Origin of the sequence: Mycolicibacterium arabiense (assembly GCF_010731815.2) — a bacterium.
Lineage (GTDB): Bacteria > Actinomycetota > Actinomycetes > Mycobacteriales > Mycobacteriaceae > Mycobacterium > Mycobacterium arabiense.
Genome location: NZ_AP022593.1, coordinates 1898401 through 1924465 on the forward strand (window position 1 = coordinate 1898401; position 26065 = coordinate 1924465).

28 protein-coding genes are annotated in these 26065 nt (G+C 68.5%); 26 read left to right on the plus strand and 2 right to left on the minus strand.

What is annotated here, in order from left to right:
• The first annotated feature begins 9 nt into the window (after positions 1-9).
• Complete coding sequence (locus G6N61_RS10835; RefSeq protein ID WP_163918527.1) at positions 10-1008, plus strand: oxidoreductase; 999 nt, start codon at positions 10-12, stop codon at positions 1006-1008.
• Between the two features lie 21 nt (positions 1009-1029).
• Here the strand turns inward: G6N61_RS10835 and G6N61_RS10840 are convergent, their stop codons facing one another.
• Complete coding sequence (locus G6N61_RS10840; protein ID WP_179973603.1) at positions 1030-2001, minus strand: esterase family protein; 972 nt, start codon at positions 1999-2001, stop codon at positions 1030-1032.
• A gap of 254 nt (positions 2002-2255) precedes the next feature.
• Between G6N61_RS10840 and G6N61_RS10845 the strand changes: the two genes are divergently transcribed.
• The 11 genes from G6N61_RS10845 to G6N61_RS10895 all read left to right on the plus strand — a co-directional run bounded on the left by G6N61_RS10845 (position 2256) and on the right by G6N61_RS10895 (position 12237).
• Positions 2256-2828 (plus strand): TetR/AcrR family transcriptional regulator, encoded by a 573-nt coding sequence (locus tag G6N61_RS10845; protein ID WP_163918529.1) that lies wholly within the window; start codon positions 2256-2258, stop codon positions 2826-2828.
• A 47-nt stretch (positions 2829-2875) separates the two neighbouring features.
• The gene (locus G6N61_RS10850) at positions 2876-4030 is read left to right on the plus strand and encodes an acyl-CoA dehydrogenase family protein (protein WP_163918530.1); all 1155 of its coding nucleotides are present in this window, start codon (positions 2876-2878) and stop codon (positions 4028-4030) included.
• Positions 4031-4045: 15 nt separating this feature from the next.
• A complete protein-coding gene (locus G6N61_RS10855; RefSeq protein WP_163918531.1) occupies positions 4046-4435 on the plus strand; it encodes a nitroreductase/quinone reductase family protein in 390 nt (129 codons plus the stop codon).
• Positions 4436-4502: 67 nt separating this feature from the next.
• On the plus strand, positions 4503-5648 hold the full coding sequence (locus G6N61_RS10860) for a homogentisate 1,2-dioxygenase (RefSeq protein ID WP_163918532.1): 1146 nt from the start codon (positions 4503-4505) through the stop codon (positions 5646-5648).
• A complete protein-coding gene (locus G6N61_RS10865; RefSeq protein ID WP_163918533.1) occupies positions 5648-6826 on the plus strand; it encodes an alpha/beta hydrolase family protein in 1179 nt (392 codons plus the stop codon). The genes G6N61_RS10860 and G6N61_RS10865 overlap by 1 nt, the downstream gene beginning before the upstream one ends.
• Positions 6823-8070 (plus strand): CaiB/BaiF CoA transferase family protein, encoded by a 1248-nt coding sequence (locus tag G6N61_RS10870; RefSeq protein ID WP_163918534.1) that lies wholly within the window; start codon positions 6823-6825, stop codon positions 8068-8070. Before G6N61_RS10865 ends, G6N61_RS10870 begins: the two co-directional genes overlap by 4 nt.
• Positions 8067-9014, plus strand: a complete 948-nt coding sequence (locus G6N61_RS10875) for a hydroxymethylglutaryl-CoA lyase (RefSeq protein ID WP_163918535.1) — start codon at positions 8067-8069, stop codon at positions 9012-9014. The genes G6N61_RS10870 and G6N61_RS10875 overlap by 4 nt, the downstream gene beginning before the upstream one ends.
• A gap of 7 nt (positions 9015-9021) precedes the next feature.
• Entirely contained in the window at positions 9022-9633 is a 612-nt protein-coding gene (locus G6N61_RS10880; protein WP_163918536.1) for a TetR/AcrR family transcriptional regulator, read from the plus strand.
• 26 nt (positions 9634-9659) lie between these two features.
• Entirely contained in the window at positions 9660-10919 is a 1260-nt protein-coding gene (locus tag G6N61_RS10885) for an acyl-CoA dehydrogenase family protein (protein ID WP_163918537.1), read from the plus strand.
• Positions 10916-11899 carry a phosphotransferase family protein gene (locus G6N61_RS10890; protein ID WP_163918538.1) on the plus strand — a complete coding sequence of 328 codons (984 nt, stop codon included), beginning with the start codon at positions 10916-10918 and terminating at the stop codon, positions 11897-11899. Before G6N61_RS10885 ends, G6N61_RS10890 begins: the two co-directional genes overlap by 4 nt.
• Positions 11896-12237: a DUF6285 domain-containing protein gene (locus G6N61_RS10895; RefSeq protein ID WP_163918539.1), complete on the plus strand. Its 342-nt coding sequence runs from the start codon at positions 11896-11898 to the stop codon at positions 12235-12237. Before G6N61_RS10890 ends, G6N61_RS10895 begins: the two co-directional genes overlap by 4 nt.
• 5 nt (positions 12238-12242) lie before the next feature.
• Here the strand turns inward: G6N61_RS10895 and G6N61_RS10900 are convergent, their stop codons facing one another.
• Complete coding sequence (locus tag G6N61_RS10900; RefSeq protein ID WP_163918540.1) at positions 12243-12869, minus strand: class I SAM-dependent methyltransferase; 627 nt, start codon at positions 12867-12869, stop codon at positions 12243-12245.
• Between the two features lie 53 nt (positions 12870-12922).
• Here G6N61_RS10900 and G6N61_RS10905 point away from each other — a divergent pair, with 53 nt between their 5' ends.
• From G6N61_RS10905 to nuoL, 14 genes are all read left to right on the plus strand, one after another.
• Positions 12923-13291, plus strand: coding sequence for a nuclear transport factor 2 family protein (locus G6N61_RS10905; RefSeq protein WP_163918541.1), 369 nt, complete (start codon positions 12923-12925; stop codon positions 13289-13291).
• Positions 13292-13301: 10 nt separating this feature from the next.
• A complete protein-coding gene (locus G6N61_RS10910) occupies positions 13302-13724 on the plus strand; it encodes an Rv3143 family two-component system response regulator (RefSeq protein WP_163918542.1) in 423 nt (140 codons plus the stop codon).
• Positions 13725-13904: 180 nt separating this feature from the next.
• On the plus strand, positions 13905-14279 hold the full coding sequence (locus G6N61_RS10915) for an NADH-quinone oxidoreductase subunit A (RefSeq protein WP_163918543.1): 375 nt from the start codon (positions 13905-13907) through the stop codon (positions 14277-14279).
• A gap of 6 nt (positions 14280-14285) precedes the next feature.
• Positions 14286-14843 carry a NuoB/complex I 20 kDa subunit family protein gene (locus tag G6N61_RS10920; RefSeq protein WP_163918544.1) on the plus strand — a complete coding sequence of 186 codons (558 nt, stop codon included), beginning with the start codon at positions 14286-14288 and terminating at the stop codon, positions 14841-14843.
• A complete protein-coding gene (locus G6N61_RS10925) occupies positions 14840-15538 on the plus strand; it encodes an NADH-quinone oxidoreductase subunit C (RefSeq protein WP_163918545.1) in 699 nt (232 codons plus the stop codon). Before G6N61_RS10920 ends, G6N61_RS10925 begins: the two co-directional genes overlap by 4 nt.
• Positions 15538-16854 carry an NADH dehydrogenase (quinone) subunit D gene (gene nuoD, locus G6N61_RS10930; RefSeq protein ID WP_163918546.1) on the plus strand — a complete coding sequence of 439 codons (1317 nt, stop codon included), beginning with the start codon at positions 15538-15540 and terminating at the stop codon, positions 16852-16854. Before G6N61_RS10925 ends, nuoD begins: the two co-directional genes overlap by 1 nt.
• Entirely contained in the window at positions 16851-17690 is an 840-nt protein-coding gene (gene nuoE, locus G6N61_RS10935) for an NADH-quinone oxidoreductase subunit NuoE (RefSeq protein WP_163918547.1), read from the plus strand. The genes nuoD and nuoE overlap by 4 nt, the downstream gene beginning before the upstream one ends.
• Positions 17687-19000 carry an NADH-quinone oxidoreductase subunit NuoF gene (nuoF, locus tag G6N61_RS10940; RefSeq protein ID WP_163918548.1) on the plus strand — a complete coding sequence of 438 codons (1314 nt, stop codon included), beginning with the start codon at positions 17687-17689 and terminating at the stop codon, positions 18998-19000. Before nuoE ends, nuoF begins: the two co-directional genes overlap by 4 nt.
• Positions 18997-21387, plus strand: coding sequence for an NADH-quinone oxidoreductase subunit G (locus tag G6N61_RS10945; protein ID WP_163918549.1), 2391 nt, complete (start codon positions 18997-18999; stop codon positions 21385-21387). Before nuoF ends, G6N61_RS10945 begins: the two co-directional genes overlap by 4 nt.
• Positions 21384-22607, plus strand: a complete 1224-nt coding sequence (gene nuoH, locus G6N61_RS10950; protein ID WP_163918550.1) for an NADH-quinone oxidoreductase subunit NuoH — start codon at positions 21384-21386, stop codon at positions 22605-22607. Before G6N61_RS10945 ends, nuoH begins: the two co-directional genes overlap by 4 nt.
• Positions 22600-23148: an NADH-quinone oxidoreductase subunit NuoI gene (nuoI, locus tag G6N61_RS10955; protein ID WP_163918551.1), complete on the plus strand. Its 549-nt coding sequence runs from the start codon at positions 22600-22602 to the stop codon at positions 23146-23148. The genes nuoH and nuoI overlap by 8 nt, the downstream gene beginning before the upstream one ends.
• Complete coding sequence (locus G6N61_RS10960) at positions 23145-23882, plus strand: NADH-quinone oxidoreductase subunit J (protein ID WP_163918552.1); 738 nt, start codon at positions 23145-23147, stop codon at positions 23880-23882. Before nuoI ends, G6N61_RS10960 begins: the two co-directional genes overlap by 4 nt.
• On the plus strand, positions 23879-24178 hold the full coding sequence (gene nuoK, locus G6N61_RS10965; protein WP_163918553.1) for an NADH-quinone oxidoreductase subunit NuoK: 300 nt from the start codon (positions 23879-23881) through the stop codon (positions 24176-24178). Before G6N61_RS10960 ends, nuoK begins: the two co-directional genes overlap by 4 nt.
• Complete coding sequence (nuoL, locus tag G6N61_RS10970; RefSeq protein ID WP_163918554.1) at positions 24178-26061, plus strand: NADH-quinone oxidoreductase subunit L; 1884 nt, start codon at positions 24178-24180, stop codon at positions 26059-26061. The genes nuoK and nuoL overlap by 1 nt, the downstream gene beginning before the upstream one ends.
• Positions 26062-26065: the final 4 nt, after the last annotated feature.

The window sequence follows — 26065 nt, forward strand, 5'->3', positions numbered from 1 at the left end:
CGTCGGGACATGGATTCCTTCAACGCTCTCGTCGCCCGGCAGGACGGCGATCGGATCACCACGGCCATCGAGACACTGAGCCACGACGACCTGCCGCCGGGTGACGTCACGATCCGGGTTGCCTACTCCAGCGTGAACTTCAAGGACGCGCTCGCCGTCACTCCCAAGGGTGGCGTCGTGCGCGACTACCCCATCGTTCCGGGCATCGATCTCGCGGGCGAGGTCGTCGACTCGCAGTCCCCGGACTTCAACGTCGGCGACCAGGTGCTGGCGCACGGCTACGACATCGGTACCGCGAAGCACGGCGGCTACGCCGAGTACGCCCGGCTGCCCGCCGACCAGGTGGTCCATCTCGGCGCACTGAGCGCAGACGACGCCATGGCCATCGGCACGGCAGGCTTCACCGCCGCGCTGAGCGTCCAAGCACTCGTCGACCGTGGCATCACACCGGACGACGGCGAGATCGTCGTCACCGGCGCCACGGGCGGCGTGGGATCGCTCTCGATCGACCTCCTGGCATCCGCGGGCTACACGGTCGTGGCGTCGACCGGCAAGCAGGACGCCTCCGACCACCTCAGGGCGCTGGGCGCCAGCGAGGTGATCCCCCGGCTGCCCGAGGACCCCGACGCCAAGCCCCGGCCCCTGAACAAGACGCGATGGGCCGGCGCCGTGGACTGCGTCGGCGGCGCCACGCTGGCCCACGTCCTGAGCACCGTCGCGTACGGCGGCGCCGTGGCCGCGAGCGGGCTGACGGGCGGCCCGGCACTCAACACCACCGTGATGCCGTTCATCCTGCGCGGAGTGGCGCTGCTGGGCATCGACTCGGTCCTGCTACCCATCGAGCCGCGGCGGGAGCTGTGGCAGCGGCTGGGCGACTCGATGCGACCTCAGCACCTCGACAACGTAAAACACCCCGTCGATGTCAAGGACGTGGTGTCCGTGATCGACGAGGTGCGGGCCGGCCGTTACTCCGGCCGGGGTGTGGTGCGGGTGGCGGGCGGTTTCTAAGCGCCCGCCACCCCACTCACATCAGGCGACCAGCACGCGCTGGAGGTCGGGCTTCATCTGCTGAAGCTGCTGACCCCAGTACGCCCAGGCGTGGGTACCGGCATCGGGGAAGTTGAAGACCCCGTTCTTGCCACCGGCAGCGATGTAGTTGTCCTGGAAGGTGCGGTTGGTACGCACGGTCAGACCCTCGAGGAACTTGGCGGGCAGGTTGCCGCCGCCGAGCTCGTTGGGCTGTCCGTTACCGCAGTAGATCCAGAGGCGGGTGTTGTTCGCGACCAGGGTCGGGAGCTGCACCATCGGGTCGTTGTACTTCCAGGCGGGATCGGTCTCGGCCGGGCCCCACATGTCGTTGGCCTTGTAGCCACCGGCGTCGCCCATCGAGATGTTGATCAGGAAGGGCCACCAGCCCTCGGACGGGTTCAGGAACCCGGACATCGAGCTGGCGTAGATGAACTGGCCGGGGTGGTGCGCAGCCAGCGTCAGCGCCGCGCTACCCGCCATGGACAGCCCGACGGCTGCACTGCCGTCGCTCCGGACGCCCTTCTCGGCGGCCAGGTAGGCGGGAAGTTCCTGGGTCAGGAAGGTCTCCCAGTTGTAGGTCAAGCAACCTGCCTTGCCGCAGGCGGGCTTGTACCAGTTGGCGTAGAAGCTGGACTGGCCACCGACCGGCATGACCATGGACATGCCCGAGTCGACGTACCACTCGAAGGCTGCGGTCTCGATGTCCCAGCCGTTGAAGTCATCGCGTGCGCGCAGGCCGTCGAGCATGTAGATGGCCGGCGAGTTCGGGCCACCGCTCTGGAACTGCACCTTGATGTCGCGGCCCATGCTCGGCGACGGCACCATCAGATACTCCACCGGCAGACCGGGGCGTGAGAACGCCCCCGCGGTCGCGCTACCGCCCGTGAGGCCGATCACCGCGGGCAGCATGACCGCCGCCATGACCGACACAAACAACCGGCGCGCCCAGCGGCCGCCAATTCTGTCAAACATCAAAGAGTTTCCCATTCAGTTCCGTTTACGGCATGAGGCCGTGCATCCTGCGGCCGGATGACCGCTTCTAGCACCGCGGCGGCGCCAATGCCCCGCGATATGCCCACTCAACCACGCCACGGGCACAGTCGAGTAGACCGTAAGCATTCAGTTGTGGTGAAGGCAGTAAAACATGTAGCCGTCGCCTCTAGAAAGTCCAGGGCCGGTGACGGCGTCGTCAGAAACGGCTTCTAGGCCGCCCGTAGAGTGCCGCCATGGCAACTTCGCGGGCTCGCTCGGACGACGGCCCGGCGGCGCGCCTCGGCATCGAAGACTGGCTGCAGGCCGGCTTCGCCATCCTCGCTGAGCAGGGCATCAAGGCTTTGAAGGTCGACTCGCTGTGCGCCCGCCTCGGGGTCACCAAGGGCAGTTTCTATTGGCACTTCACCGGGATGCCCGCCTACCGATCGGCGCTCGTCACGTCCTGGGGCGAACTTCGCGACGGGGATAGACGCGATTTCGAGGAGCTCGGCGTGTTGCCTCCCCGCGAACGTCTAACGCGGATGATGGCCTCGCTCGTCAGCCCGGCGCACTGGACGCTCGAGCGGGCCATGCGCGAGTGGGCCCGCACCGACGAGTCGGTCGCCGTGGGCGTGCGGGCGGCCGATCGCAGGGTGCTGCGGGCGGTGCGCGCGGCGTTCGTCGACTTCGGGTTCGACGACGAGGAAGCGGACGTGCGCGCCAACGCGACGTTCGCCGCGGGCATCGGCCTGCTCCATCTGTCCGGAAGCGCGCCCCGCGACGCCGCCCAGGCGGAACGCTTCCTCGACCTGATGCTCGCCCACTGACACCACGCAGGCAGCTTCCATACTAAAAAGTATGTTAGGTTTCGGCGATGGCAACCTCCATCACCGACGACTTCGTCGCACGGCTCGCCGATCGCGCGCGCGGCGCCGAGCAGATGCGGCGTCTGCCAGACGAGACACTCGACGACCTCGCGACGACCGGCTTCACCGAACTGCTGGTGCCCAAGCGCTTTGGTGGCGACCAGGCGGCGTTCCCAGAGGTGCTCGACCCCGTGCGGCGCATGGCCCACGGCTGCACGTCGAGTGCGTGGACCATCGGCTTCTACGCCCTGCACAACTGGATGCTCGCGTTGTTCGGCGAGCAGGCCCAGGAGGAGGCGTTCCGCGCGCGGCCCTTTCTGGCGCCGGCCCCGCTGGCGCCCACCGGCCGCGGCCTGCCCACCGACGGCGGCATCCGGCTGACCGGCAGATGGTCGTGGGCCACCGGCGCGATGGGCGGCAACTGGATGATCGTGGCCTGCATCTGCGGCCCCGACGACCCCGCGGCCCTCTACCCCGCTCTGGCACTGCTCCCCATCGGCGACGTGACGATCGAGGACGTCTGGCACACCGACGGCATGTGCGCGACCGGGTCCAACGACGCCGTCGTCACCGACGTCTTCGTGCCCGACCATCGGATGGTGCGGGTCGCCGACGTCTACGGCGGCACGGCTCCCGGTGCCCAGCTGCACGACAGCCCGACCTATCGGTGGCCGCTGGTGCCCGCGCTCGCCCTCCTCGCCGCCATGCCCGCACTGGGCAGTGCCGAGCGCGTCGCGCAGATGTACGCCGACCGGGTGGGGCAACGCGTACTGGCCTACGAGGGCGTGAGGCAAAAAGACAAGCCCATCGCTCAGGCTCGGCTTGCGGAGGCCAGGGTGCGACTGCGCGCACTGCACGGGCTGCTTCGGTCCACCGTCGACCAGATCGAGGCGACGGTGACCGCGGGCGAGGTCGTGGAGCGTCAGGTGCGTGGCGATGCGCGGATGGCGGCCGCGCACGTCGTGCACGAATCTCGGGCGGTCATCGCCATGCTGTTCGAGGCGTCGGGCGCCAGCGTGCACTTCCTCGACAACCCACTGCAGCGCTTCAAGCGCGACGTCGACGTCCTGTCCGGCCACGTGGTGTTCGACTACGACACCAGCCGCGAATTGGCAGGCGCCTTGACGCTCGGCATGAAGATCCCACGCACGGCGATGGTGTGAGGAAGGCTGCGATGCATGGCCGACCACCTGCGTGACCGCTTCACCGCCTTCTTCCAGAAGAACGTCGCCAACCCGGTGATGCGTCGGAATCCCCTGCAGACGCTGCTGGAGACGACGGGGCGCAAGTCCGGTCAGCCGCGGCGAACTCCGCTTGGCGGGAGCCGGGTCGGGAACGAGTTCTGGTTCGTCTCCGAGTTCGGCGACCAGTCGCAGTACGTCAAGAACATCCAGGCGAATCCCCGGGTGCGGGTGCGCCTGCGGGGACGTTGGCATTCCGGGGTGGCGCACCTCGTGCCCGACGACGACCCCCGGCGTCGGCTCCAGTCGCTCCCCTCGTTCAACAGTTTCGGCGTGCGCACATTCGGCACCAATCTCTTGACGATTCGGGTCGATCTCGACAATTGACGGGTGTTGACCCGCGGCAGAAGTAAAACTAATGTCACTTTTAGTTCACTGCGCCGAAGGAGTCGCCATGGAATCGTTCGTCCACCTCCGCAAGGGCACCACGCCCAAGCGGCTGCACGCGGATCTCGACGGGCTGAAAGACGACGAACTCGGCCGCAGTGGCTTCGTCGGTCGCACCGCGAACATGTACCGCCGCAACGACCCAACGGCGTACCGGTCGGTCGGCCCCCTGCGCCCGGTCGACGTGCTGTCGAGCGAACTGAAGCCCAGCGATGCCACCGACGCGCACGGCGGCCCGATGCTGATGTTCTCCAACGCCGACTGCCAGGTGCTGCTCTCGCGACGCAGCGAGCCGATGCCGTTCTTCGTCCGCTACGTCGACGGCGACCTGCTGTCGTTCGTGCACGAGGGCTCCGGACTGCTGGAGACCGAGTTCGGTCCGCTGCGCTACCGCGCCGGCGACTGGGTCTACATCCCGAAGGCGTGCACGTGGCGCCAGGTGCCTGACTCACCCGGGGGGCAGGAGCGCAGCGACTCGGGGGAAGGCACGAGTGCGTCCACGTGGCTCATGGTGCAGGCCACCGATGAGTTCCGGGTGCCGCCGCCGGGAACACTCGGCAGGCACTTCCCCTTCGATCCGTCCCAGACCGGGATTCCAGACCCGCAGCCCATCGACGACGGCGACGGACCCTTGGTCGACGGCGAGTACGAGGTCCGGCTCATCCATGACGGTGGCCCGACGTCGCTGTTCTACCAACACCATCCGCTCGACGTGGAGGGTTGGCGCGGCGACAACTTCGCGTTCACGTTCAACATCGCCGACTACAACGTCGTCACCTCCGACAGCGTCCACCTGCCGCCGACGGTGCACCTGTTCATGGAGGCGACCGGCGTCTACGTCATGAACTTCCTGCCCAAGCCCGCCGAGAGCAGGCCCGGCACCGAGCGCACGCCGTGGTACCACCGCAACGTCGACTTCGACGAGATCGCGTTCTTCCACAGCGGCTCGCTCTACGGCATCCCGATGCCGCCGGGTCTGATCTCCCATGCGCCGCAGGGGGTTCACCACGGAGCGCCGGAGAAGGCGCGGGAACGTGCGCGCCGTAAATTCGGCGACTACGACCGCGTCGACTGGTCGGTGATCGCCGTGGACACCCGGCGCCGACTCATCCCGTCGCAGGAGATCCTCGCCAACGACCTCGGGCAGCATTAGTGAGCGCCCCGACGAAGCACGCCTACGATCGCATCCCGTATCTCGTTGCCTACCAGAACACCTCGGGTGTGCGCGACGTCTACGGCGGGGTTGCCGAACTCGTCGTGCTGGAGAGCTATCTGCTCAAGCCGGACACTCCGAGCGATACCGTGCTGGTGTTCATGCACCCGATCGGTGGGGGTGCGTATCTACCGATGATCAACGCCCTGGCCCGCGCCGGTCACCACGTCATCTACTGCAACAGTCGGTTCCGCGGCACCGACTCGGCGCTGCTGATGGAGAAGGTCGTCGAGGACCTCGGCGAGTGCATCAAGGACGCCAAGAACCGGCTGGGCTACGCCAAGGTCGTGCTGGCCGGCTGGAGCGGCGGCGGCTCGCTGTCGGCGTTCTACCAGCAGCAGGCGCAACACCCGACCGTCACCGCGAGCCCATCCGGCGACGGCCCCGATCTGACGAAGCTCGGCCTGATCCCGGCAGACGGCATCATGCTGCTGGCAGCCCACGTCAGCAGGCACGGCACCATGACCGAATGGCTCGACGCGTCGATCCTCGACGAGTCCGACCCGTCACGCCGCGACCCCGAGCTGGACCTCTACGACCCGGCGAACCCGAACCAGCCGCCGTACACGGCCGAGTTCCTCGAGCGCTACCGCGCGGCGCAGATCGCCCGCAACCGCCGGATCACCGCCTGGGTCAAGGACAAGCTGGCCGCCCTGCGGGCCGCGGGCCGCCCGGATGACGAGTTCGCGTTCGTCGTGCACGGCACCATGGCCGACCCGCGCTGGCTCGATCCGACCGTGGATCCCAACGAACGCACCCCGGGCACCTGCTATCTGGGCGATCCTCGGGTGGTGAACAACTCACCCGTCGGCCTCGCGCGGTTCTGCACATTGCGCAGCTGGCTCTCACAATGGAGCTATGACGACGCCAACGGTGACGCCGTGAAGGCCGGACCCGACATCGCGGTACCCGCACTGGTCATCGGCAACCTCGCCGACGACGCCTGCACGCCGAGCCACACCCGCCGGTTGTTCGAGGCCATCGGGCATCCCGACAAGGAGATGCACGAGATCCCGGGCGCCAACCACTACTACGCGGGTCCGGACCAGCGCGACACCCTGCGACAGGCCGTCGGGATGTGCACGGATTGGCTTCGGCGGCACGGGTTCTCGGAGTGACGGCCACCCCAACCGGCGGGCAGGAGCGCAGCGACCCGGGAAATGTATCCGGCCCGCTCGACGGCATCCGGGTCATCGAGGTCGGCACGCTGATCTCGGGGCCGTTCGCCGGAAGATTGCTCGGTGACATGGGCGCCGAGGTCGTCAAGATCGAGCCGCCCGGTGCGCCCGACCCGCTCCGCACCTGGGGCCAAGCCGAACTCGACGGACACCACTTCTTCTGGACCGTGCACGCCCGCAACAAGAAGGCCGTCACCCTCAACCTCCGCGAAGCCAAGGGCCGGGACCTGTTCCTGGACCTGGTCGAGCAGTCCGACGTCATCGTCGAGAACTTCCGGCCCGGCACGCTGGAGAAGTGGGGTCTGAGCTATGACGTTCTGCGACAACGCAATCGCGGCATCATCCTGGTACGGGTATCGGGCTACGGCCAGACCGGACCCGACTCGCACAAGGCCGGCTACGCTTCCGTCGCCGAGGCCGCCAGCGGCCTGCGACACATGAACGGCTTCCCCGGCGGCCCGCCGCCACGTCTGGCCCTGTCCCTCGGCGACAGCCTGGCGGGCATGTTCGCCGCCCAAGGCGCACTGGCTGCGCTGTACCGGCGCAGCGTGACCGGCGAGGGTCAGGTGGTGGACGCCGCCCTCACCGAGGCCTGCCTGGCGGTACAGGAATCGACGATCCCCGACTACGACGTGGGCGGCGTCGTTCGCGGGCCGTCGGGCACCCGGCTCGAAGGCATCGCGCCGTCGAACATCTACCAGAGCGCCGACGGGAGCTGGGTGGTGATCGCCGCCAACCAGGACACGGTGTTCCGCCGACTGTGCAGCGCGATGGACCGCCCCGAACTGGCCACCGACGAGCGGTTCGCCGATCACGTCAGCCGGGGCCGCAACCAGGACGAGATCGACGCGATCATCGGCGTGTGGGCCGCCGAACGCCAGCCCGCCGACATCATCGCGACGCTGTCGGCCGCCGGCGTGATCAGCGGCCCCATCAACACCGTCGCCGAGGTGGTGGCGGACCCTCAGCTGCAGGCGCGCGGCATGATCGCCGACCACTTCGACGAACGGATCGGTCGCAACGTCAAGGGCCCCGGCGTCGTGCCGGTGCTCTCCGATACGCCGGGCACCATCCGCAACGCCGGCTCCGCCACGCCGGGGCAGCACAACGACGAGGTGTACCGCGACCTGCTGGGCCGGTCGGCCGAGGACCTCGACGAGCTGCGAGCGGAGGGAGTCGTATGAACCCGCCGGATACACCCCCCGAGTCGCTTCGCTCCTGCCCGCCGGGTCACGTCACCATCCGCGAAGTCTGCCTGCGCGACGGCCTGCAGATCGAGGCACCGATTCCGTTGTCGGCCAAGCTCGAACTGCTCGACGCCGTGCTCGCCACCGGGGTGCGCGAGGTCGAGGCCACCGCGTTCGTCTCACCGTCGAAGGTGCCGGCACTGGCCGATGCTGCCGCGCTGGCGGCCGAACTGCCCCGGCTGCGTCAGCAGTACGACGTGGAGTTCTCCGCACTGGTCGCCGGGGCGGGCGGCGCCGGGCGCGCCGTCGCGGCCGGCATCGGTTCCATCGAGTATGTGGTCTCCGCAGCCGACGGCCACAGTCAGGCCAACGTCGGCCGCTCGACCGCCGACTCGACCCACCTGATCGCCGACATCGCGAGGATCGCGCACGAACACGACGCCACCATCGAGGTGATCATCGCGACGGCGTGGGACTGCCCGTTCGACGGGCCCACCGACCCCCGCCGCGTGCTCGACATCGCAACGGCGGCAATGGAGATCGGCGTCGACCGGCTGGCCATCGCGGACACCATCGGCACCACCACGCCGCGGCGCGTCACCACGCTGGTCGAGGCACTCGCACCCGTGGTGGGCGACCTCCCGCTCGGCGCGCACTTCCACAACACCCGCGGTGCCGGCCTGGCAAGTGCGTACGCCGCGGTGTGCGCGGGCGTCACTCGGCTCGACGCATCCGTCGGTGGGCTCGGCGGCTGCCCGTTCGCACCCGGCGCGAGCGGCAATATCGCCACCGAGGATCTGGTGTACATGCTGCGTGACAGCGACATCGGCGTCGACGTGGATCTCCCTGCTGCCATCCGCGCTGCCGACGTCGCCCGCCGGGTGGTCGGCCACGATCTGCCGAGCGCGCTGCTGCGCGCCGGTGACCGCATCCTGAGTTGAGCACGCCGTGAAACAGGACGTCCTCACCGCCAAGGGCAGGCAGACCCGTGAGTCGATCGAACGCGCGGCGCGGAAGCTGTTCGCCGAGCGCGGCTTTCACGGCACCACCCTGGCGGACATCACGTCTGCGGCAGGCAAGTCGTCGGCTGCGTTCTACCGGTACTACACCGACAAGGAAGACCTGCTGTACGCGCTGGCGGAATCGTTCCTGCACGACGTCGTGATGCCGTCGGGGCTGACGGTGCACCTACCCGAGTCACCGGACGACACCGCGTTCTTCACCGCGGTGGTCACGGGGTACTGGAACATGTTCAAGCAGAACTTCGGCATCATGGTCGCGGTCAACCAACTCGCGGACACCAAGCCGCGCTTCGCCCACGTGCAGAACGAGTTCCGGCGCTTCGGCATCGACATGGTCGCGGCGTCGGTACGCCGCGCCCATGAGCAGGGCCATGCCTCCGACGTCGATCCCGAGCACACGGGTGCGGCGATCGCGCTGCTGTTCGAGAACTTCACCGTGGTCTCGCTGCGCCCGTCGGGTCTGGGCTTGAACATCAGCGACGCCGATGCCATCACCACGCTCTCGACGATCTGGAAGAAGACGCTGTACGGCTATTAGCGACTCGGTCGCCGAAAGGAATCAACGTGGATTTCGCACTGCCCGAACACCTTCCCGGCCTGCTGGCCGAGATGGACGCCTTCATCGACGCGGAGATCAAGCCGCTCGAGGCCGAGCACATGCAGTACTTCGACAGGCGCCGCGAATACGCGCGCACCGACTGGGAGAACGACGGCATCCCCCGCCGGGAGTGGGAGGACCTGCTCGACGAGATGCGCAGGCGCGCCGACGCCGCGGGCTGGCTGCGGTACGGGCTGCCGTCGCGGTTCGGCGGGCGTGACGGCACCAACCTCGACATGGCCGTCATCCGGGAACATCTGGCTCACAAAGGACTCGGTCTGCACAACGACCTGCAGGACGAGTCGTCGATCGTCGGCAACTTCCCCCAGGTCATCATGATGGACCGGTTCGGTACCGAGGAGCAGAAGCGCGACTGGATCGAGGCCCTGCTGACCGGCACGCGGTCGATGGCCTTCGGTCTCTCCGAACCCGGCCACGGATCCGACGCCACCTGGCTGGAGACCACGGCCGTCGCCGACGGGGACGGGTGGGTGATCAACGGGACCAAGCGGTGGAACACCGGCGTCCACCGCGCCACCCACGACCTGGTCTTCGCCCGCACCTCCGGCGAGGCAGGCCAGGCGCGCGGCATCACCGCGTTCCTGGTCCCGACCGACACCCCTGGATTCACCGTGCCGTTCTACTGGTGGACGTTCAACATGCCCACCGACCACGGCGAGGTGGAACTCGAGGACGTGCGGGTGCCCGCCGACGCCGTACTCGGAGAAGTGGACCGCGGACTCGAGGTCGGGCAAACCTTTCTGCACGAGAACAGGATTCGGCAGGCCGCGAGCAGCCTCGGTGCAGCGCAGTTCTGCATCGACCGCGCCGCGGAATACGCCAGTGAGCGAGTGGTGTTCGGCAAGCCGCTGTCGGTGAACCAGGCCGTGCAGTGGCCGCTCGTCGAACTGCAGACCGAGGCGCAGATGGTGCGGCTGCTGGTGTACTACGCCGCGTGGCACCTCGACCGCAATCACCACATGGAGGTCAGCGACAAGGTGTCGATGGCCAACTACCGCGCCAACCGGCTGGTCTGCGAGGCCGCCGACCGCGCGATGCAGGTGCACGGCGGAATCGGCTACAGCCGCCACGAACCGTTCGAGCACATCTACCGCCATCACCGGCGCTACCGGATCACCGAGGGCGCCGAGGAGATCCAGATCCGCCGGGTCGCGCAGCGGATGTTCAAGTTCGGCTCGCGGCGCGAAGAGCCGAAGGCGCCGTGAACTCCGAGGACCTCGGGCCCGCACTGGCCGCGGTGCTGGCACCCTCGCTCGGCGACGTCCGGGTGGAAGACCTGCGCGTCCTGACCGGTGGCGCGAGCCGGGCGACGTGGGCGTTCAATGCAGTGACCGGTGGCCAGGGCGAGCGGCCGCTGATCCTGCGCATCGGCCCACCCGACGAGGTGCACGCCGGCATGACGCTCGAGGCGGCGGCACTGACCCGGGCGGCGGCCGCCGGTGCGCCGGTCCCCCACGTCCTGGTCGCCGAGGACGCCACGACGTCGCTGGGCAGTCCGTTCCTGGTGTGCGACTTCGTCGGCGGCGAGACCATCGTGCGGCGCATCCAGCGTGCGCTCGACGACGCCTCCCGGGCCGAGCTGCTCACCCAGTGTGCGGGTGCGCTCGCGACGATCCACTGCGCCGACGCCGACGGCATCGGCCTCCCGGCCACCGACCAACTCGAGGAGTGGCACGGCCAGCTCGACGAGATGGGCGACACTACCGCCACATTCGAGTGGGCATTCCGCTGGCTGGCCGCAAACCGGCCCCCGGTGTCACCGACGGTGCTCGTCCACGGCGACTTCCGGATGGGCAATCTCATCATCGACACCGAGGCCTCGCCTGCCCGGCTGGCGGCGGTACTGGACTGGGAACTCACCCACGCCGGCGAGATCTACGAGGACATCGCGTGGTTCTGCATCAGAGCGTGGCGCTTCGGGGCACCCCGGTCACTCGGCGCCGGGGGGCTGGGCAGCGTCGAGGACTTCCTGCGCGCCTACGAGGCGGCGTCGGGCGTCTATTTGGATCGCGCTGCCGTGCACTGGTGGCTGGTGCTGGCGACCCTGCGGTGGGGCGTCATCTGCCGGTACCAAGCCGAGCGGCACCTCTCGGGCCAGACCCGGTCGGTCGAGTTGGCGGCGATCGGGCGCCGGGTGTGCGAGACCGAGTTCGACCTGCTCACCCTTCTCGAGGAGCACGCATGACCCTCCACGGCAGGCCCACGGCCGCCGAACTCGTCGCGGCGGTGGCCGAGTTCCTCGACACCGAGGTGCGTGGGCAGTCGACCGGACCCGATGGTCGACCCACGGGGGCGGTCGACTTCCATACCCGTGTCGCCGCCAACGCACTGCGGATCGTCGAGCGCGAACTGCTCGACACCGCACCCGATCCGGACTTCCTCGGCTTCGGCGACGAACGCGCGCTCGCGTCGGCGATCCGCTCGGGTGAACTCGACGACCGGGCAGCCGACGTCCTGCCCCTGCTGCGCACACTGGTCACCCGGCGCCTCGCCGTCGCGCACCCCGGGTACGAGGAGGAGTGACTCGTTCAGATCCGGCGGACTCGCGCCAGCCACGCCGGCTCATCGACCGTGGTGCCGACCGCGAGTCCGAGCGCCTCGGCATGTGCCTCGGTCACGACGCCGCGGTAGGTCGTGACGTCGAGGGCCTCGATCTCCCAGCCGGTCCCGAACGCCTCGCGAATCGTCGCCTCGCTGACCTGCGGGCCGAAACCGCGACCCGCGTCCGACAGCGCCAGCACGTGAACCAGTCCGCCGCTGCGCACGACCGCGTGCAGGCTCCGAACGTATCGCTCGCGGTCGTCGTCGCCGAAGAGGTGGAACAGCGCGCTGTCCACCACCGCGTCGTAGGCGGGTTCGTCGCCCAGGTCGGTCGCGTCGGCCACCTCGAAGCGCGCCGGGACTCCCTTCGCCTCCGCGTTGGCCCGGGCCTGCGCCACCGCGCTGGGGGCGAAGTCGATGCCGAGGACGTCGTAGTCGAGCGCGGTGAGCAGGATGGTGTGCTCGCCGAGTCCGCATCCCGGGTCGAGCACCTTGCCGCGGATCCGGCCGGTCTGCTCCGAGGCGACGATCGCAGGTTGCGGCTCGCCGATCACCCAGGGGGCGGTATGGGTCTTGTAGGCGTCGTCGAAGCGTTGCATTGCTGGTGTAGTCATGGCGCCAGTGTCATACCTCAACCAAACTCAAGGTCAAGAGCAGAGGAGGACCGATGACCGAGGCAGTCGCCCGTCGCCTGTTCGACGCCATCGAACGCGGCGCCTACGCCGACGTCGAGTCGATGTGGGCCGACGACGTCACGGTATGGCACAGCGGCGACCGGGCCGACAACGACCGGGTCCGCGCACTGAAGGTGATCCGGTGGTTCATCGACGCCACCGTGTCGCGGCGCTACGAGATCCTCGACCGCCAGACGTTCGACGGCGGTTTCGTCCAGCAGCACGTGTTGCACGCCGACGCGACGACGGGCGCGTCGATCGCCCTGCGGGTGTGCATCGTGATCAAGGTGGGCACCGACGGCCTGATCACTCGGATCGACGAGTACTTCGACCCCGCGGACATGGCACCGCTGCTGTCGTAGCATCGGCGACGTGCCCTCAGCGCAAGAGTCGGCCGCCAGTTCCTCGGGCCACGTCCGGATCCTCGTGTACAGCGACAACGCACACGTCCGCGACCAGATCCGGTCCGCGCTCGGCACGCGGGTGCATCCCGATCTCCCGGAGTTGACCTACCTCGACGTCGCGACCGCGCCCGTGGTGGTCTCGACCATCGACGGAGGTGGCATCGACCTGGCGATTCTGGACGGCGAAGCGGCACCGGCAGGCGGTATGGGGCTGGCCAAGCAGCTCAAGGACGAGGTCGCCGACTGCCCGCCGATCCTGGTGCTGACCGGCCGCCCCGACGACGCCTGGCTGGCTTCCTGGTCCCGCGCGGAGGCCGCCGTCTCGCACCCCATCGACCCGATCGCACTCGGGGAGGCAGTCGCGGCTCTGCTGCGCACGCTGGTCAACTGACCAGCACGAAATGGCCTGTGGCCGTGTGATCTTCGCGCCGCTCATCGCGGCGGACCGGCGAGTGACTCAGCCGTCGATCAGCTGATTTCGATCCTATCCAAAACCCGTCGTGGCATCCGTTAACGTGACTAAGCTGTGTCGTAGCTCACATCGACAGCCCAACGAGGGAGCGGCGGCGGTATGAACGCATACATACCCATCCTGGTCATCGGCGCGATCGCGACGCTCTTCGCGGTCGGCTCGGTGGGCATCGCGCTGCTGATCGGACCGAGGCGGTACAACCGCGCCAAGCTCGAGGCCTACGAGTGCGGCATCGAGCCGATCGAACGCGGGTCGGTCAACGGCTTGGCGACGGGTCAGCGGTTCCCGGTGAAGTACTACCTGACGGCGATGCTGTTCATCGTCTTCGACATCGAGATCGTCTTCCTCTACCCGTGGGCCGTGTCGTTCGACTCGCTCGGACTGTTCGCCGTGGTCGAGATGCTGCTGTTCATGCTGACCGTGTTCGTCGCCTACGCCTACGTGTGGCGTCGCGGCGGACTCTCCTGGGATTGAGGACGAATGGGACTCGAAGAACGCCTGCCGGGCGGCATCCTGCTGTCCACCGTCGAGAAGGTGGCGGGCTACGTCCGCAAGGGCTCGCTGTGGCCCGCGACGTTCGGGCTGGCCTGCTGCGCCATCGAGATGATGGCCACGGCCGGACCGCGCTTCGACATCGCCAGGTTCGGCATGGAGCGGTTCTCGGCAACGCCGCGCCAGGCGGACCTGATGATCGTCGCCGGCCGCGTCAGCCAGAAGATGGCGCCAGTGCTGCGCCAGGTGTACGACCAGATGGCCGAACCGAAATGGGTTCTGGCGATGGGTGTCTGCGCCTCCTCCGGCGGGATGTTCAACAACTACGCCGTGGTGCAGGGCGTCGACCACATAGTGCCGGTAGACATCTATTTGCCCGGGTGCCCGCCCCGGCCGGAGATGCTGATGAACGCGATCTTGAAGCTACACGCGAAGATTCAGGAGATGCCGCTCGGCGTCAACCGCGCCGAGGCGATCGCGGCCGCCGAGCAGGCGGCACTGGCATCGCGGCCGACCATCGAGTTCACCGGGTTGTTGCGGCCATGACCGACGTCGAGAACGGCAGCGCCACCGGCGCCGAGGAGAGCCGCGAGGTGATCGGCGCCCGCCGGGGCATGTTCGGCGTCCACGGTAGCGGCGACACGTCCGGTTACGGCGGGCTGATCCGGGAGGTGGCGCTGCCTGCCAGTTCACCTCGGCCCTACGGCGGCTACTTCGACGAGGTGGTCGACACGCTCGTGGCCAGCCTCGGTGACGACGCCTTCGATGCCGCGATCGAGCGCGTGGTGGTGTTCCGCGACGAGCTGACCCTCGACGTGCGCCGCGAGCACCTGGTGGCCGTCGCCCGCACGCTGCTCGACGAGCCTGCGCTGCGATTCGAACTCTGCCTGGGGGTGTCGGGCGTGCACTATCCCGGTGACGTCGGACGGGAGTTGCACGCCGTCTATCCGCTGATGTCGATCACGCACAATCGCAGGATCAGGTTGGAGGTGGCCGTACCGGACGCCGATCCCCATGTGCCATCGCTGTATTCGGTGTATCCCACCACCGATTGGCACGAACGGGAGACCTACGACTTCTTCGGGCTCGTCTTCGACGGCCATCCCGCACTGACCAGGATCGAGATGCCGGACGACTGGGTCGGGCATCCGCAACGCAAGGACTACCCGTTGGGCGGCATCCCTGTGGAATACCACGGGGCCAAGATTCCTCCGCCCGACCAGCGGAGGGCCTACAACTAGTGACCGATCACGACACCGACCGCCGCGAGACACTCGTCACCGTCGGCGGGCAAGACTGGCAGGACGTCGTCGCGGCGGCACGCGATGCGTCGTCGGCGGGCGACCGCATCGTCGTCAACATGGGGCCGCAGCACCCGTCGACGCACGGCGTGCTCCGGCTGATCCTCGAGATCGACGGCGAGACGATCACCGAGGCGCGCTGCGGCATCGGCTATCTGCACACCGGCATCGAGAAGAACCTCGAATACCGCACCTGGACCCAGGGCGTCACGTTCGTCACCCGGATGGACTACCTGTCCCCGTTCTTCAACGAGACGGTGTACTGCCTCGGCGTCGAGAAGCTGCTCGGCGTCACCGACGATATTCCTGAGCGCGCCAGCGTCATTCGCGTGCTGCTGATGGAACTCAACCGCATCTCGAGCCACCTCGTCGCGCTGGCCACCGGCGGCATGGAGCTGGGTTCGATGTCGGCGATGTTCTTCGGGTTCCGCGAACGGGAGCTTATCCTGTCGATGTTCGAGACCATCACCGGTCTGCGGATGAACCACGCCTTCATCCGGCCTGGGGGGTTGGCCGCCGACCTGCCCGACGAGGCCATCCCGCAGTTGCAGGAACTCCTGGTACTGCTGCCGAAGCGGTTGTACGACATGGAGAACCTGCTCAACGAGAACTACATCTGGAAGGCGCGCACCGTCGGCGTCGGCTACCTCGACCTGACCGGCTGCATGGCGCTCGGGATCACGGGTCCCGTGCTGCGCTCCACCGGGCTGCCCCACGATCTGCGCCGGGCGCAGCCGTACTGCGGCTACGAGGACTACGAGTTCGACGTCGTCACCACCGATGAGTGCGACGCCTACGGCCGATACATGATTCGCGTCAATGAGATGCGGGAGTCGATCAAGATCGTCGAGCAGTGCCTCGATCGCCTGCGGCCCGGGCCGGTGATGATCACCGACAAGAAGCTGGCCTGGCCCGCGGACCTGAAGATCGGCCCCGATGGCCTTGGCAACTCCCCCGAGCACATCGCGAAGATCATGGGCAGCTCGATGGAGGCGCTGATCCATCACTTCAAGCTGGTGACCGAGGGCATTCGCGTGCCTGCCGGGCAGGTGTACGCCGCGGTCGAATCGCCGCGCGGCGAGCTGGGCGTGCACATGGTCAGCGATGGCGGCACGCGCCCGTACCGCGTGCACTACCGCGACCCGTCGTTCACGAATCTGCAAGCGGTGGCGGTGATGTGCGAGGGCGGCATGGTGGCCGACGCGATTGCGGCGGTGGCGTCGATCGATCCGGTGATGGGCGGGGTGGACAGGTGACACTCGTAGAACTCCAGTTGGGACAGCGGCCCGACGAAGCCGGGCCGCCGATCACGGCCGGCCCGCAGGCCTATCCCGCCGACGTCACCGCCCGACTCGCCGACGACGCAGCGGTGATCATCGCCAAGTACCCGCACCCGCGATCGGCCCTGCTGCCACTGCTGCACCTGGTGCAATCGCAGGACGGCTACCTGACTCCCGCGGGCATCGCGTTCTGCGCGGACCGGTTGGCGCTGAGCCCCGCCGAGGTCACCGCCGTGGCCACCTTCTACTCGATGTACCGACGCACGCCGACCGGTGAGTACCTGGTCGGCGTGTGCACCAACACGCTGTGCGCCGTCATGGGAGGTGACGCCATCCTCGAGGTCCTCGAGGAGCACCTCGGGGTGCACGCGGGCGAGACCACACCCGATGGCCGGGTCACCCTCGAGCACGTCGAGTGCAACGCCGCCTGCGACTACGCGCCGGTGGTGATGGTGAACTGGGAGTTCTTCGACAACCAAACCCCCTCGTCGGCACGCGATCTCGTCGACGACCTACGGTCAGGCCAGGCGGTGACCCCCACCCGCGGGGCAACGCTGTGCACGTTCCGCCAGACGGCGCGCATCCTGGCGGGCTTCCCCGACGACCGTCCCGGCGCCAACGACGGCATGCCGGGTGCGGCGACGCTGGTCGGTCTCGAGGTGGCCCGGGAACGCGGCATGAGCGCGCCGTCGCCGGGCGAGAAGCCCCAAGCGGCAGAGGCACCCGACGAGGAGCACATCGCGGCGGAGACGGCGCGCAACGAACCGGCGCCCGCACCCGAGGCGCCACCGACGAACGGTCGCCAGCCATGACCCTCGCACCCGTGTTGAGCCGCTACTGGGACGAGCCGTCGTCGTGGACCCTGGAGTCCTACCGTCGCCACAACGGCTATCAGGGTCTCGGCAAGGCGTTGGCGATGACTCCCGACGAGGTCATCGCCTTGGTGAAGGAGTCCGGACTGCGCGGCCGCGGCGGCGCGGGTTTCCCGACGGGCCAGAAGTGGTCATTCATCCCCCAGGGTGACGACGGGCCGGGGGCCAAGCCGAAGTACCTGGTGATCAACGCCGACGAGTCGGAACCCGGTACGTGCAAGGACATGCCGTTGATGATGGCCAACCCGCACGTCCTCGTCGAGGGCGCGATCATCGCCGCGTATGCGATCCGGGCGCGGCATGCGTTCATCTACCTGCGCGGCGAGGTGGTGCCGGTGCTGCGCAGGCTGCAGTCCGCCGTCGCGGAGGCCTACGCGGCGGGGTATCTGGGCAGCGACGTCATGGGTTCGGGCTTCGGGCTCGACCTGATCGTGCACGCGGGGGCCGGCGCCTACATCTGCGGTGAGGAGACCGCGCTGCTCGACTCCCTGGAGGGCCGGCGCGGTCAGCCTCGGCTGCGGCCGCCGTTCCCTGCCGTCGCAGGCCTCTACGCGTGCCCGACGGTGGTCAACAACGTCGAGTCGATCGCCAGCGTCCCAGCGGTGGTGTCCGGCGGCGTCGACTGGTTCAAGTCGATGGGGTCGGAGAAGTCACCGGGCTTCACGCTCTACTCGCTGTCCGGTCACGTCACCCGTCCCGGTCAGTACGAGGCGCCGCTGGGCATCACGCTGCGCGAGCTGCTCGAGTACGCCGGCGGGGTGCGGGCCGGGCACGAGCTGAAGTTCTGGACCCCAGGCGGATCCTCCACGCCGTTGCTGACGGCCGAACACCTGGACGTGCCACTGGATTACGAGAACGTGGCCAAGGCGGGTTCCATGCTTGGCACCAAGGCGTTGCAGATCTTCGACGAGACGACGTGCGTGGTGCGTGCGGTGCGGCGGTGGACGCAGTTCTACGCCCACGAGTCGTGCGGCAAGTGCACGCCGTGCCGCGAGGGCACGTACTGGCTGGCGCAGATATACGCGCGGCTCGAGGCTGGGCAAGGCAGCGAGGCGGACATCGACAAACTGCTCGACGTCTCCGACGCCATCCTCGGTAAGTCGTTCTGCGCGCTCGGCGACGGCGCGGCGAGCCCGATCCTGTCGTCCGTCAAGTACTTCCGCGACGAGTACCTCGCACACCTCGACGGCGGGTGCCCGTTCGACCCTCTTGCATCCATGCTCGCAGCGCCGGAAGGGGTTGGCGTATGACGACTGCCGAGGACAAGACCGGGAACGAGTCCCGCACGACGCCGGCCCCGGCCGAGGTCGAGATGGTCTCGCTCACCATCGACGACCATCGGATCAGCGTGCCGAAGGGCACTCTGGTGATCCGTGCCGCGGAGCTGATGGGCATCCAGATCCCCCGGTTCTGCGACCACCCGCTGCTCGACCCCGTCGGCGCCTGCCGTCAGTGCCTGGTCGAGGTGGAGGGACAGCGCAAACCGCTCGCGTCCTGCACCACCACCGCCACGCCCGACATGGTGGTGCGCACACAGCTCACCTCGGAGGTCGCCGACAAGGCGCAGCACGGCGTGATGGAACTGCTGCTGATCAATCATCCGCTGGACTGCCCGGTGTGCGACAAGGGCGGCGAGTGCCCATTGCAGAACCAGGCGATGTCCAACGGCCGGGCCGACTCCCGCTTCACCGACGTCAAGCGGACCTACCCGAAACCCATCAATCTGTCGTCGCAGGTGCTGCTCGACCGCGAACGGTGCGTGCTGTGCGCGAGGTGCACCCGGTTCTCCAATCAGATCGCGGGCGATCCGTTCATCGAACTGATCGAGCGCGGCGCGTTGCAGCAGGTCGGGATCGCGGCCGGAGAGCCGTTCGATTCGTACTTCTCCGGCAACACCGTGCAGATCTGTCCCGTTGGCGCGCTGACCGGGACCGCCTACCGCTTCCGGGCCCGACCGTTCGACCTGGTGTCGTCGGCCAGCGTGTGCGAGCACTGCGCTTCTGGATGCGCCCAGCGCACCGATCACCGGCGCGGAAAGGTGTTGCGCCGCCTCGCTGGTGACGACCCCGAGGTCAACGAGGAGTGGAACTGCGACAAGGGTCGCTGGGCGTTCACTTACGCCAGGCAGGGCGACCGGATCACCACCCCGTTGATCCGCACGCCCGACGGCACCCACCGCCCGGCGTCGTGGTCGGAGGCCGTCGCTGTTGCGGTTCGTGGTCTGACGTCGGCGGCCGTCCGCACCGGCGTCCTGGTCGGGGGCCGCGCGACGCTCGAGGACGCCTACGCCTACGCCAAGTTCGCGCGAATCGTGCTCGGCACCAACGACGTCGACTTCCGCAGCCGCGCCCATTCGGAGGAGGAGGCGCGCTTCCTGGCCGCGGCCGTGGCGGGCCGCTCGATGGCGGTGACGTACGCCGATCTGGAGGCCGCGCCCGCCGTGCTGCTCGTCGGGTTCGAGCCCGAGGAGGAGTCGCCGATCGTCTTCCTGCGGTTGCGCAAGGCCGTGCGCAAGCGTGGCCTTGCCGTCACCGCCGTCGCGCCGTTCGCCAGCCGGGGTTTGGCCAAGCTGGGCGGAACGCTCGTCAGCACCCCGCCCGGCGGGGAGGCCGACGCGCTCGACGCGCTGGCCGCCGACGTCGCGCCCGGAACGATCGTGCTGGTCGGCGAGCGGCTCGCATGCTCGCCCGGCGCCTACTCCGCGGTGCTTCGACTCGCTCAAGCCGCGGACGCCCGGGTGGGGTGGGTGCCACGTCGCGCGGGTGACCGCGGCGCACTGGAGGCCGGGGCGATGCCCAATCTCCTGCCTGGCGGCCGCCCGGTCGAAGACGCCCGCGCCCGCGCCGAGGTGGCCGCGGCATGGCACGTCGACGAATTGCCCTCAGAGGCCGGGCGAGACACGTCGGCGATACTGGCCGCTGCACTCGATGGGTCCCTCGACGCACTGCTCGTCGGCGGCGTCGAACTCGCCGACCTGCCCGATCCGGAGGCAGCGCGCCTCGCGTTGGACGCCGCACGGTTCGTCGTCAGCCTGGAACTGCGGCACAGCGACGTAACCGAGCGCGCCGACGTCGTGTTCCCCGTGGCACCCGTCGCCGAGAAGGCCGGTTCGTTTGTCAACTGGGAGGGCAGGCTGCGGCCCTTCGAGCCCGCGCTGCCGCCCGAGGCCACCGCCGACATGCGCGTCCTGGCGGCACTCGCCGACGAGGTGGGCATCGACCTGACCCTGCGCGACGCCGCGGGCACCCGCGCCGAGATCATGCGACTCGGCGCCTGGGACGGATCGACGGCGGAGGCTCCCGACGTCGCGCCGCAGGCGCCAGTGCTGCCACCGGTGGGCACCGCGGTGCTCACCGGATGGCGCATGCTGCTCGGTACCGGGGCCGTCCACGGTCGGCTCCAGGACGGCGAGCCGCATCTGGCCGGAACGGCCCGGCCGGCCGTCGCGCGGCTGTCACCGGCCAGCGCCGAAGCCATCGGTGCGCTCGATGGCGATCCGGTGGTCGTGGCGGGCGCAGTCACGCTCCCCCTGGAGATCACCGCGATGCCCGACGGCGTCGTGTGGGCGCCGCTTGGACTCGTTGCAGCGCAACCCGGTTCGGTCGTCGGCATCACCCGGGCAGGTGACCCGTCGTGACCTACCCCGACCTCTCGTCGTTCGGACGCGACCCCTGGTGGCTGGTGCTCGCCAAGGCGCTGGGCATCTTCGTTTTCTGCGTGCTGACGGTGCTGGTCGCGATCCTCGTCGAGCGAAAAGTTCTGGGCCGCATGCAGATGCGGTACGGACCGAACCGCGTCGGTCCGTTCGGCCTGCTGCAGAGCCTTGCCGACGGGGTCAAGCTCGCCCTCAAGGAGGGGCTGGTCCCAGCCGGCGTCGACAAGCCGATCTACCTGCTGGCACCCGTCATCTCGGTGGTCCCGGCGATCATGGCGTTCGCGGTCATCCCGATGGGCGGCATGGTCAGCGTCTTCGGTCACCAGACCCCACTGCAGCTGACGGACCTGCCCGTCGCCGTGCTCTACGTGCTGGCGGTCACGTCGATCGGGGTCTACGGAATCGTGTTGGCCGGATGGGCATCCGGTTCGACCTACCCCCTGCTCGGCGGGCTCCGCTCCAGCGCTCAGGTGGTGTCCTACGAGATCGCCATGGCGCTGTCGTTCGCCGCGGTGTTCCTCTACTCAGGCACGATGTCGACCTCGGAGATCGTCGCCGGGCAGCGCGACCTGTGGTACGTCTTCCTGCTGCTGCCGTCGTTCCTGATCTACGTGACTTCGATGGTCGGCGAGACGAACCGCGCGCCGTTCGACCTGCCCGAGGCCGAGGGCGAGCTGGTCGGCGGCTTCCACACCGAGTACTCGTCGCTGAAGTTCGCGATGTTCATGCTGGCCGAGTACGTCAACATGACGACGGTGTCGGCGCTGGCCGCCACGTTGTTCCTCGGCGGATGGCAGGCACCGTGGCCGATCAGCCTGATCGACGGCGCGAACACCGGCTGGTGGCCGCTGCTGTGGTTCGTGGCGAAGGTCTGGATGTTCCTGTTCTTCTTCATGTGGCTGCGGGCCACGCTGCCACGGATGCGCTACGACCAGTTCATGAATCTGGGCTGGAAGGTCCTGATCCCCATCTCGCTGGTGTGGATCATGACCGTCGCGATCGTGCGCACGTTGCGCGCCGAGGGGTACGACGGGCTCGCGGTCTTCCTCGTCATCGCGAGCGCGGTGGTGGGCGTCGGCCTGCTCGCCTACCTCGGAAAGCGCATGCGCCGCAGGCGGATCCGGCTCGACCCCGGCCCCGCTCCCGACTCGGGTTCGTTCCCGACTCCCCCGATCCCCAGCAAGGAGGTCACCCGTGCCTAGCAAACCGAACTTCATCGACGCGGTCGCCGGTTTCGGCGTCACGTTCAAGGCGATGTTCCAAAAGCCGATCACCGAGGAGTATCCGGAGAAGCCGGGTCCGACCGCAACGCACTATCACGGTCGCCACCAACTCAACCGATACGAGGACGGGTTGGAGAAGTGCATCGGCTGCGAGCTGTGTGCTTGGGCCTGCCCGGCCGACGCGATCTTCGTCGAGGGCGCCGACAACACCGAGGCGGAACGCTTCTCCCCGGGTGAGCGGTACGGCCGCGTCTATCAGATCAACTACCTGCGGTGCATCGGCTGCGGCCTGTGCATCGAGGCCTGCCCCACCCGGGCGCTGACGATGACCAACGACTACGAGATGGCCGACGACAACCGGTCCGACCTCATCTACGGCAAGGACAAGCTGCTGGCCCCGCTGCAGCCGGACATGACACCACCGCCGCACGGGATGGCCGAGGGCAGCACCGACGAGGACTACTACCGCGGCAACGTCACCGCCGACGGGCTCGCCACACCGAGGGAACCCGTGCTGTGACGGCGGAACTCGTCCTCGCCGCCGACGCCGCGTTCCGCACGTCCACCGGTGAGGCGGTGCTGTTCTACGCCTTCGGCACACTGGCCGTCATAGCCGCGGTCGCGATGGTCGCCGCGCCGCGGGCCGTGTACTCGGCGATCTTCCTCGCGTGCACCATGATCATCCTGGCAGTGCTGTACATCGCCCAGGGCGCGATCTTCCTCGGCGTGGTGCAGATCGTGGTGTACACCGGCGCGGTGATGATGCTGTTCCTGTTCGTCCTCATGCTCATCGGGGTCGACTCGGCGGACTCACTCGCCGAGACCATCCGCGGCCAGCGGGTGGCCGCGATCGTCTCGGGCGTCGCGTTCGGACTGCTGCTGATCGCCGGTGTCGGCAACGCGTCGGCGGGCGGATTCACCGGCCTGGCCGAGGCCAATGCCGGCGGGAACGTCGAGGGCCTCGCCGCGCTGATCTTCGTCCGCTACCTGTGGGCGTTCGAACTCACTAGCGCGCTGCTCATCACGGCGGCACTCGGCGCGATGGTGCTCGCGCACCGGGAACGGATCGGCCGCCGGAAGACGCAGCGCGAGATGGCCATCGAACGGTTCTCCGCGGGCAGTCACCCGACGCCCATGCCCAACCCGGGGGTCTACGCCAGGCACAACGCCGTCGACATCTCGGCCCGGCTGCCCGACGGGTCCGACTCCGAACTGTCCGTCAGCGCCATCCTGACGCCCAGGAGCGGGACGTGAATCCCACCAACTACCTGTACCTGTCGGTGCTGTTGTTCACCATCGGGGCGGCCGGAGTGCTGTTGCGCCGCAACGCGATCGTCATGTTCATGTGCGTCGAGCTGATGCTGAACGCCGCGAACCTGGCGTTCGTGACGTTCAGCCGCATGCACGGCCACCTCGACGGCCAGGTGGTCGCGTTCTTCACGATGGTGGTCGCCGCCTGCGAGGTCGTCGTCGGGCTGGCGATCATCATGGCCATCTTCCGCGCCAGACGGTCGGCCGAGGTCGACTCCGCGAACCTGTTGAGGCACTAGTGACACTTCCGGTGTGGCTGCTGATCGCGCTACCGCTGGCCGGTGCGGTGGTGTTGTTGCTCGGCGGGCGGGCGACCAACGCCTGGGGGCATCTGCTGGGCACGGCCACCGCCGTCGCGTCGTTCGCGGTGGGGGTGGTGCTGTTCGTCGACCTGCTGGGCCGCGGCGCCGAGGACCGCGCGATGCACCAGACCCTGTTCTCCTGGCTCCCGGTCGGCGAACTCCGGGTGGACTTCGGGCTGCAACTGGATCAGCTGTCGATCTGCTTCGTGTTGCTGATCACCGGCGTCGGCTCGCTCATCCACGTGTACTCCATCGGCTACATGGCCCACGACCCGGAGCGCAGGCGCTTCTTCGCCTACCTGAACCTGTTCGTGGCGGCCATGTTGCTGCTCGTGCTCGCCGACAACTACCTCGGCCTCTACGTCGGGTGGGAGGGCGTCGGCCTGGCGTCGTACCTGCTGATCGGGTTCTGGTCGCACAAGCCATCGGCGGCGACTGCCGCCAAGAAGGCGTTCGTGGTCAACCGCGTCGGCGACATCGGCCTCGCGCTGGCGCTCATGGTGATGTTCGCCCAACTCGGAACCGTTTCCTACGCAGGCGTGTTCGACGCCGCCGGGCAGTTGTCCCCGGGCGCACTCAATGCCATCGGACTGCTCCTGCTGCTCGCGGCATGCGGCAAGTCCGCGCAGGTGCCGCTGCAGTCGTGGCTGGGCGACGCGATGGAGGGCCCGACACCCGTCTCCGCGCTGATCCACGCCGCCACCATGGTCACGGCGGGCGTGTACCTGATCGTGCGGTCCGGGCCGGTGTACGACCTGGCGCCCGCGGCCCGCACCGGCGTCGTGGTGGTCGGCGCGGTCACACTGCTGTTCGGTGCGATCATCGGGTGCGCGAAGGACGACATCAAGAAGGCGCTCGCCGCGTCGACGATGTCGCAGATCGGGTACATGGTGCTCGCCGCGGGCCTCGGCCCGGCCGGCTATGCGATCGCGATCATGCACCTGCTCACCCACGGCTTCTTCAAGGCCGGGCTGTTCCTCGGCGCGGGCTCGGTCATGCACGGCATGAACGACGAGACCGACATGCGCCGCTATGGCGGGCTCCGCAAGTACATGCCAATCACGTTCGTGACGTTCGGACTCGGCTACCTCGCGATCATCGGAGTGCCACCGCTGTCGGGCTTCTTCTCCAAGGACCCCATCATCGAGACCGCCTTCGGTGGAGGCGGTCTCAAGGGCATCCTGCTCGGCGGTGCCGCGCTACTCGGCGCGGGCATCACGGCGTTCTACATGACGCGGGTCATGCTGATGACGTTCTTCGGCGAAAGGCGTTGGCAACCCAACAGTCACCCCCACGAGTCGCCGGCCACGATGACGTTGCCGATGATCGTGCTCGCGGTGGGCTCGGTCGGCGCCGGCGCGCTGCTGGCGATCGGCGGCACGCTCGAGCACTGGCTCGAGCCGGTCGTCGGCGCGCACGAGGCGCACCACGTCGTCCCCGCATGGGTGATGACGGTGATCACCATGTCGGTCATCGCCGTCGGGGTCCTCGTCGCCTACCGGATGTACGGCAGGCGACCGGTGCTCGAGACAGCCCCCGACGACGTCTCCGCCCTGACCGTGGCCGCCCGTCGGGATCTGTACGGCGACGCCGCCAACGAGGAATTCCTGATGCGGCCCGGCCAGATGCTCACCGCCGGTCTCGTCGAGATCGACGACGAGGGCATCGACGGGGTGTCCCGCGGCGTGGGCGCCGTCGTCGGCGGTTCCTCGCTGGGCCTCGGGCGACTGCAGACGGGCTTCGCCCGCAGTTACGCGCTGTCCATGCTGGGCGGGGCTGCCGTCGTGGTCGCGGCCGTCCTGGCGGCGAGGGTCTGGTGACGAC

Bases quoted from the DNA above. Each gene is read 5' to 3' on its own strand.
- G6N61_RS10920 (WP_163918544.1), top strand. From the start codon at position 14,286: ATGGGACTCGAAGAACGCCTGCCGGGCGGCATCCTGCTGTCCACCGTC.
- G6N61_RS10895 (WP_163918539.1), top strand. From the start codon at position 11,896: ATGACCCTCCACGGCAGGCCCACGGCCGCCGAACTCGTCGCGGCGGTG.
- G6N61_RS10945 (WP_163918549.1), top strand. From the start codon at position 18,997: ATGACGACTGCCGAGGACAAGACCGGGAACGAGTCCCGCACGACGCCG.
- G6N61_RS10875 (WP_163918535.1), top strand. From the start codon at position 8,067: ATGAACCCGCCGGATACACCCCCCGAGTCGCTTCGCTCCTGCCCGCCG.
- G6N61_RS10855 (WP_163918531.1), top strand. From the start codon at position 4,046: ATGGCCGACCACCTGCGTGACCGCTTCACCGCCTTCTTCCAGAAGAAC.
- G6N61_RS10860 (WP_163918532.1), top strand. From the start codon at position 4,503: ATGGAATCGTTCGTCCACCTCCGCAAGGGCACCACGCCCAAGCGGCTG.
- G6N61_RS10900 (WP_163918540.1), bottom strand. From the start codon at position 12,869: ATGACTACACCAGCAATGCAACGCTTCGACGACGCCTACAAGACCCAT.
- G6N61_RS10915 (WP_163918543.1), top strand. From the start codon at position 13,905: ATGAACGCATACATACCCATCCTGGTCATCGGCGCGATCGCGACGCTC.
- G6N61_RS10850 (WP_163918530.1), top strand. From the start codon at position 2,876: ATGGCAACCTCCATCACCGACGACTTCGTCGCACGGCTCGCCGATCGC.
- G6N61_RS10925 (WP_163918545.1), top strand. From the start codon at position 14,840: ATGACCGACGTCGAGAACGGCAGCGCCACCGGCGCCGAGGAGAGCCGC.
- G6N61_RS10845 (WP_163918529.1), top strand. From the start codon at position 2,256: ATGGCAACTTCGCGGGCTCGCTCGGACGACGGCCCGGCGGCGCGCCTC.
- G6N61_RS10835 (WP_163918527.1), top strand. From the start codon at position 10: ATGGATTCCTTCAACGCTCTCGTCGCCCGGCAGGACGGCGATCGGATC.
- G6N61_RS10905 (WP_163918541.1), top strand. From the start codon at position 12,923: ATGACCGAGGCAGTCGCCCGTCGCCTGTTCGACGCCATCGAACGCGGC.
- nuoF (WP_163918548.1), top strand. From the start codon at position 17,687: ATGACCCTCGCACCCGTGTTGAGCCGCTACTGGGACGAGCCGTCGTCG.
- G6N61_RS10840 (WP_179973603.1), bottom strand. From the start codon at position 2,001: ATGTTTGACAGAATTGGCGGCCGCTGGGCGCGCCGGTTGTTTGTGTCG.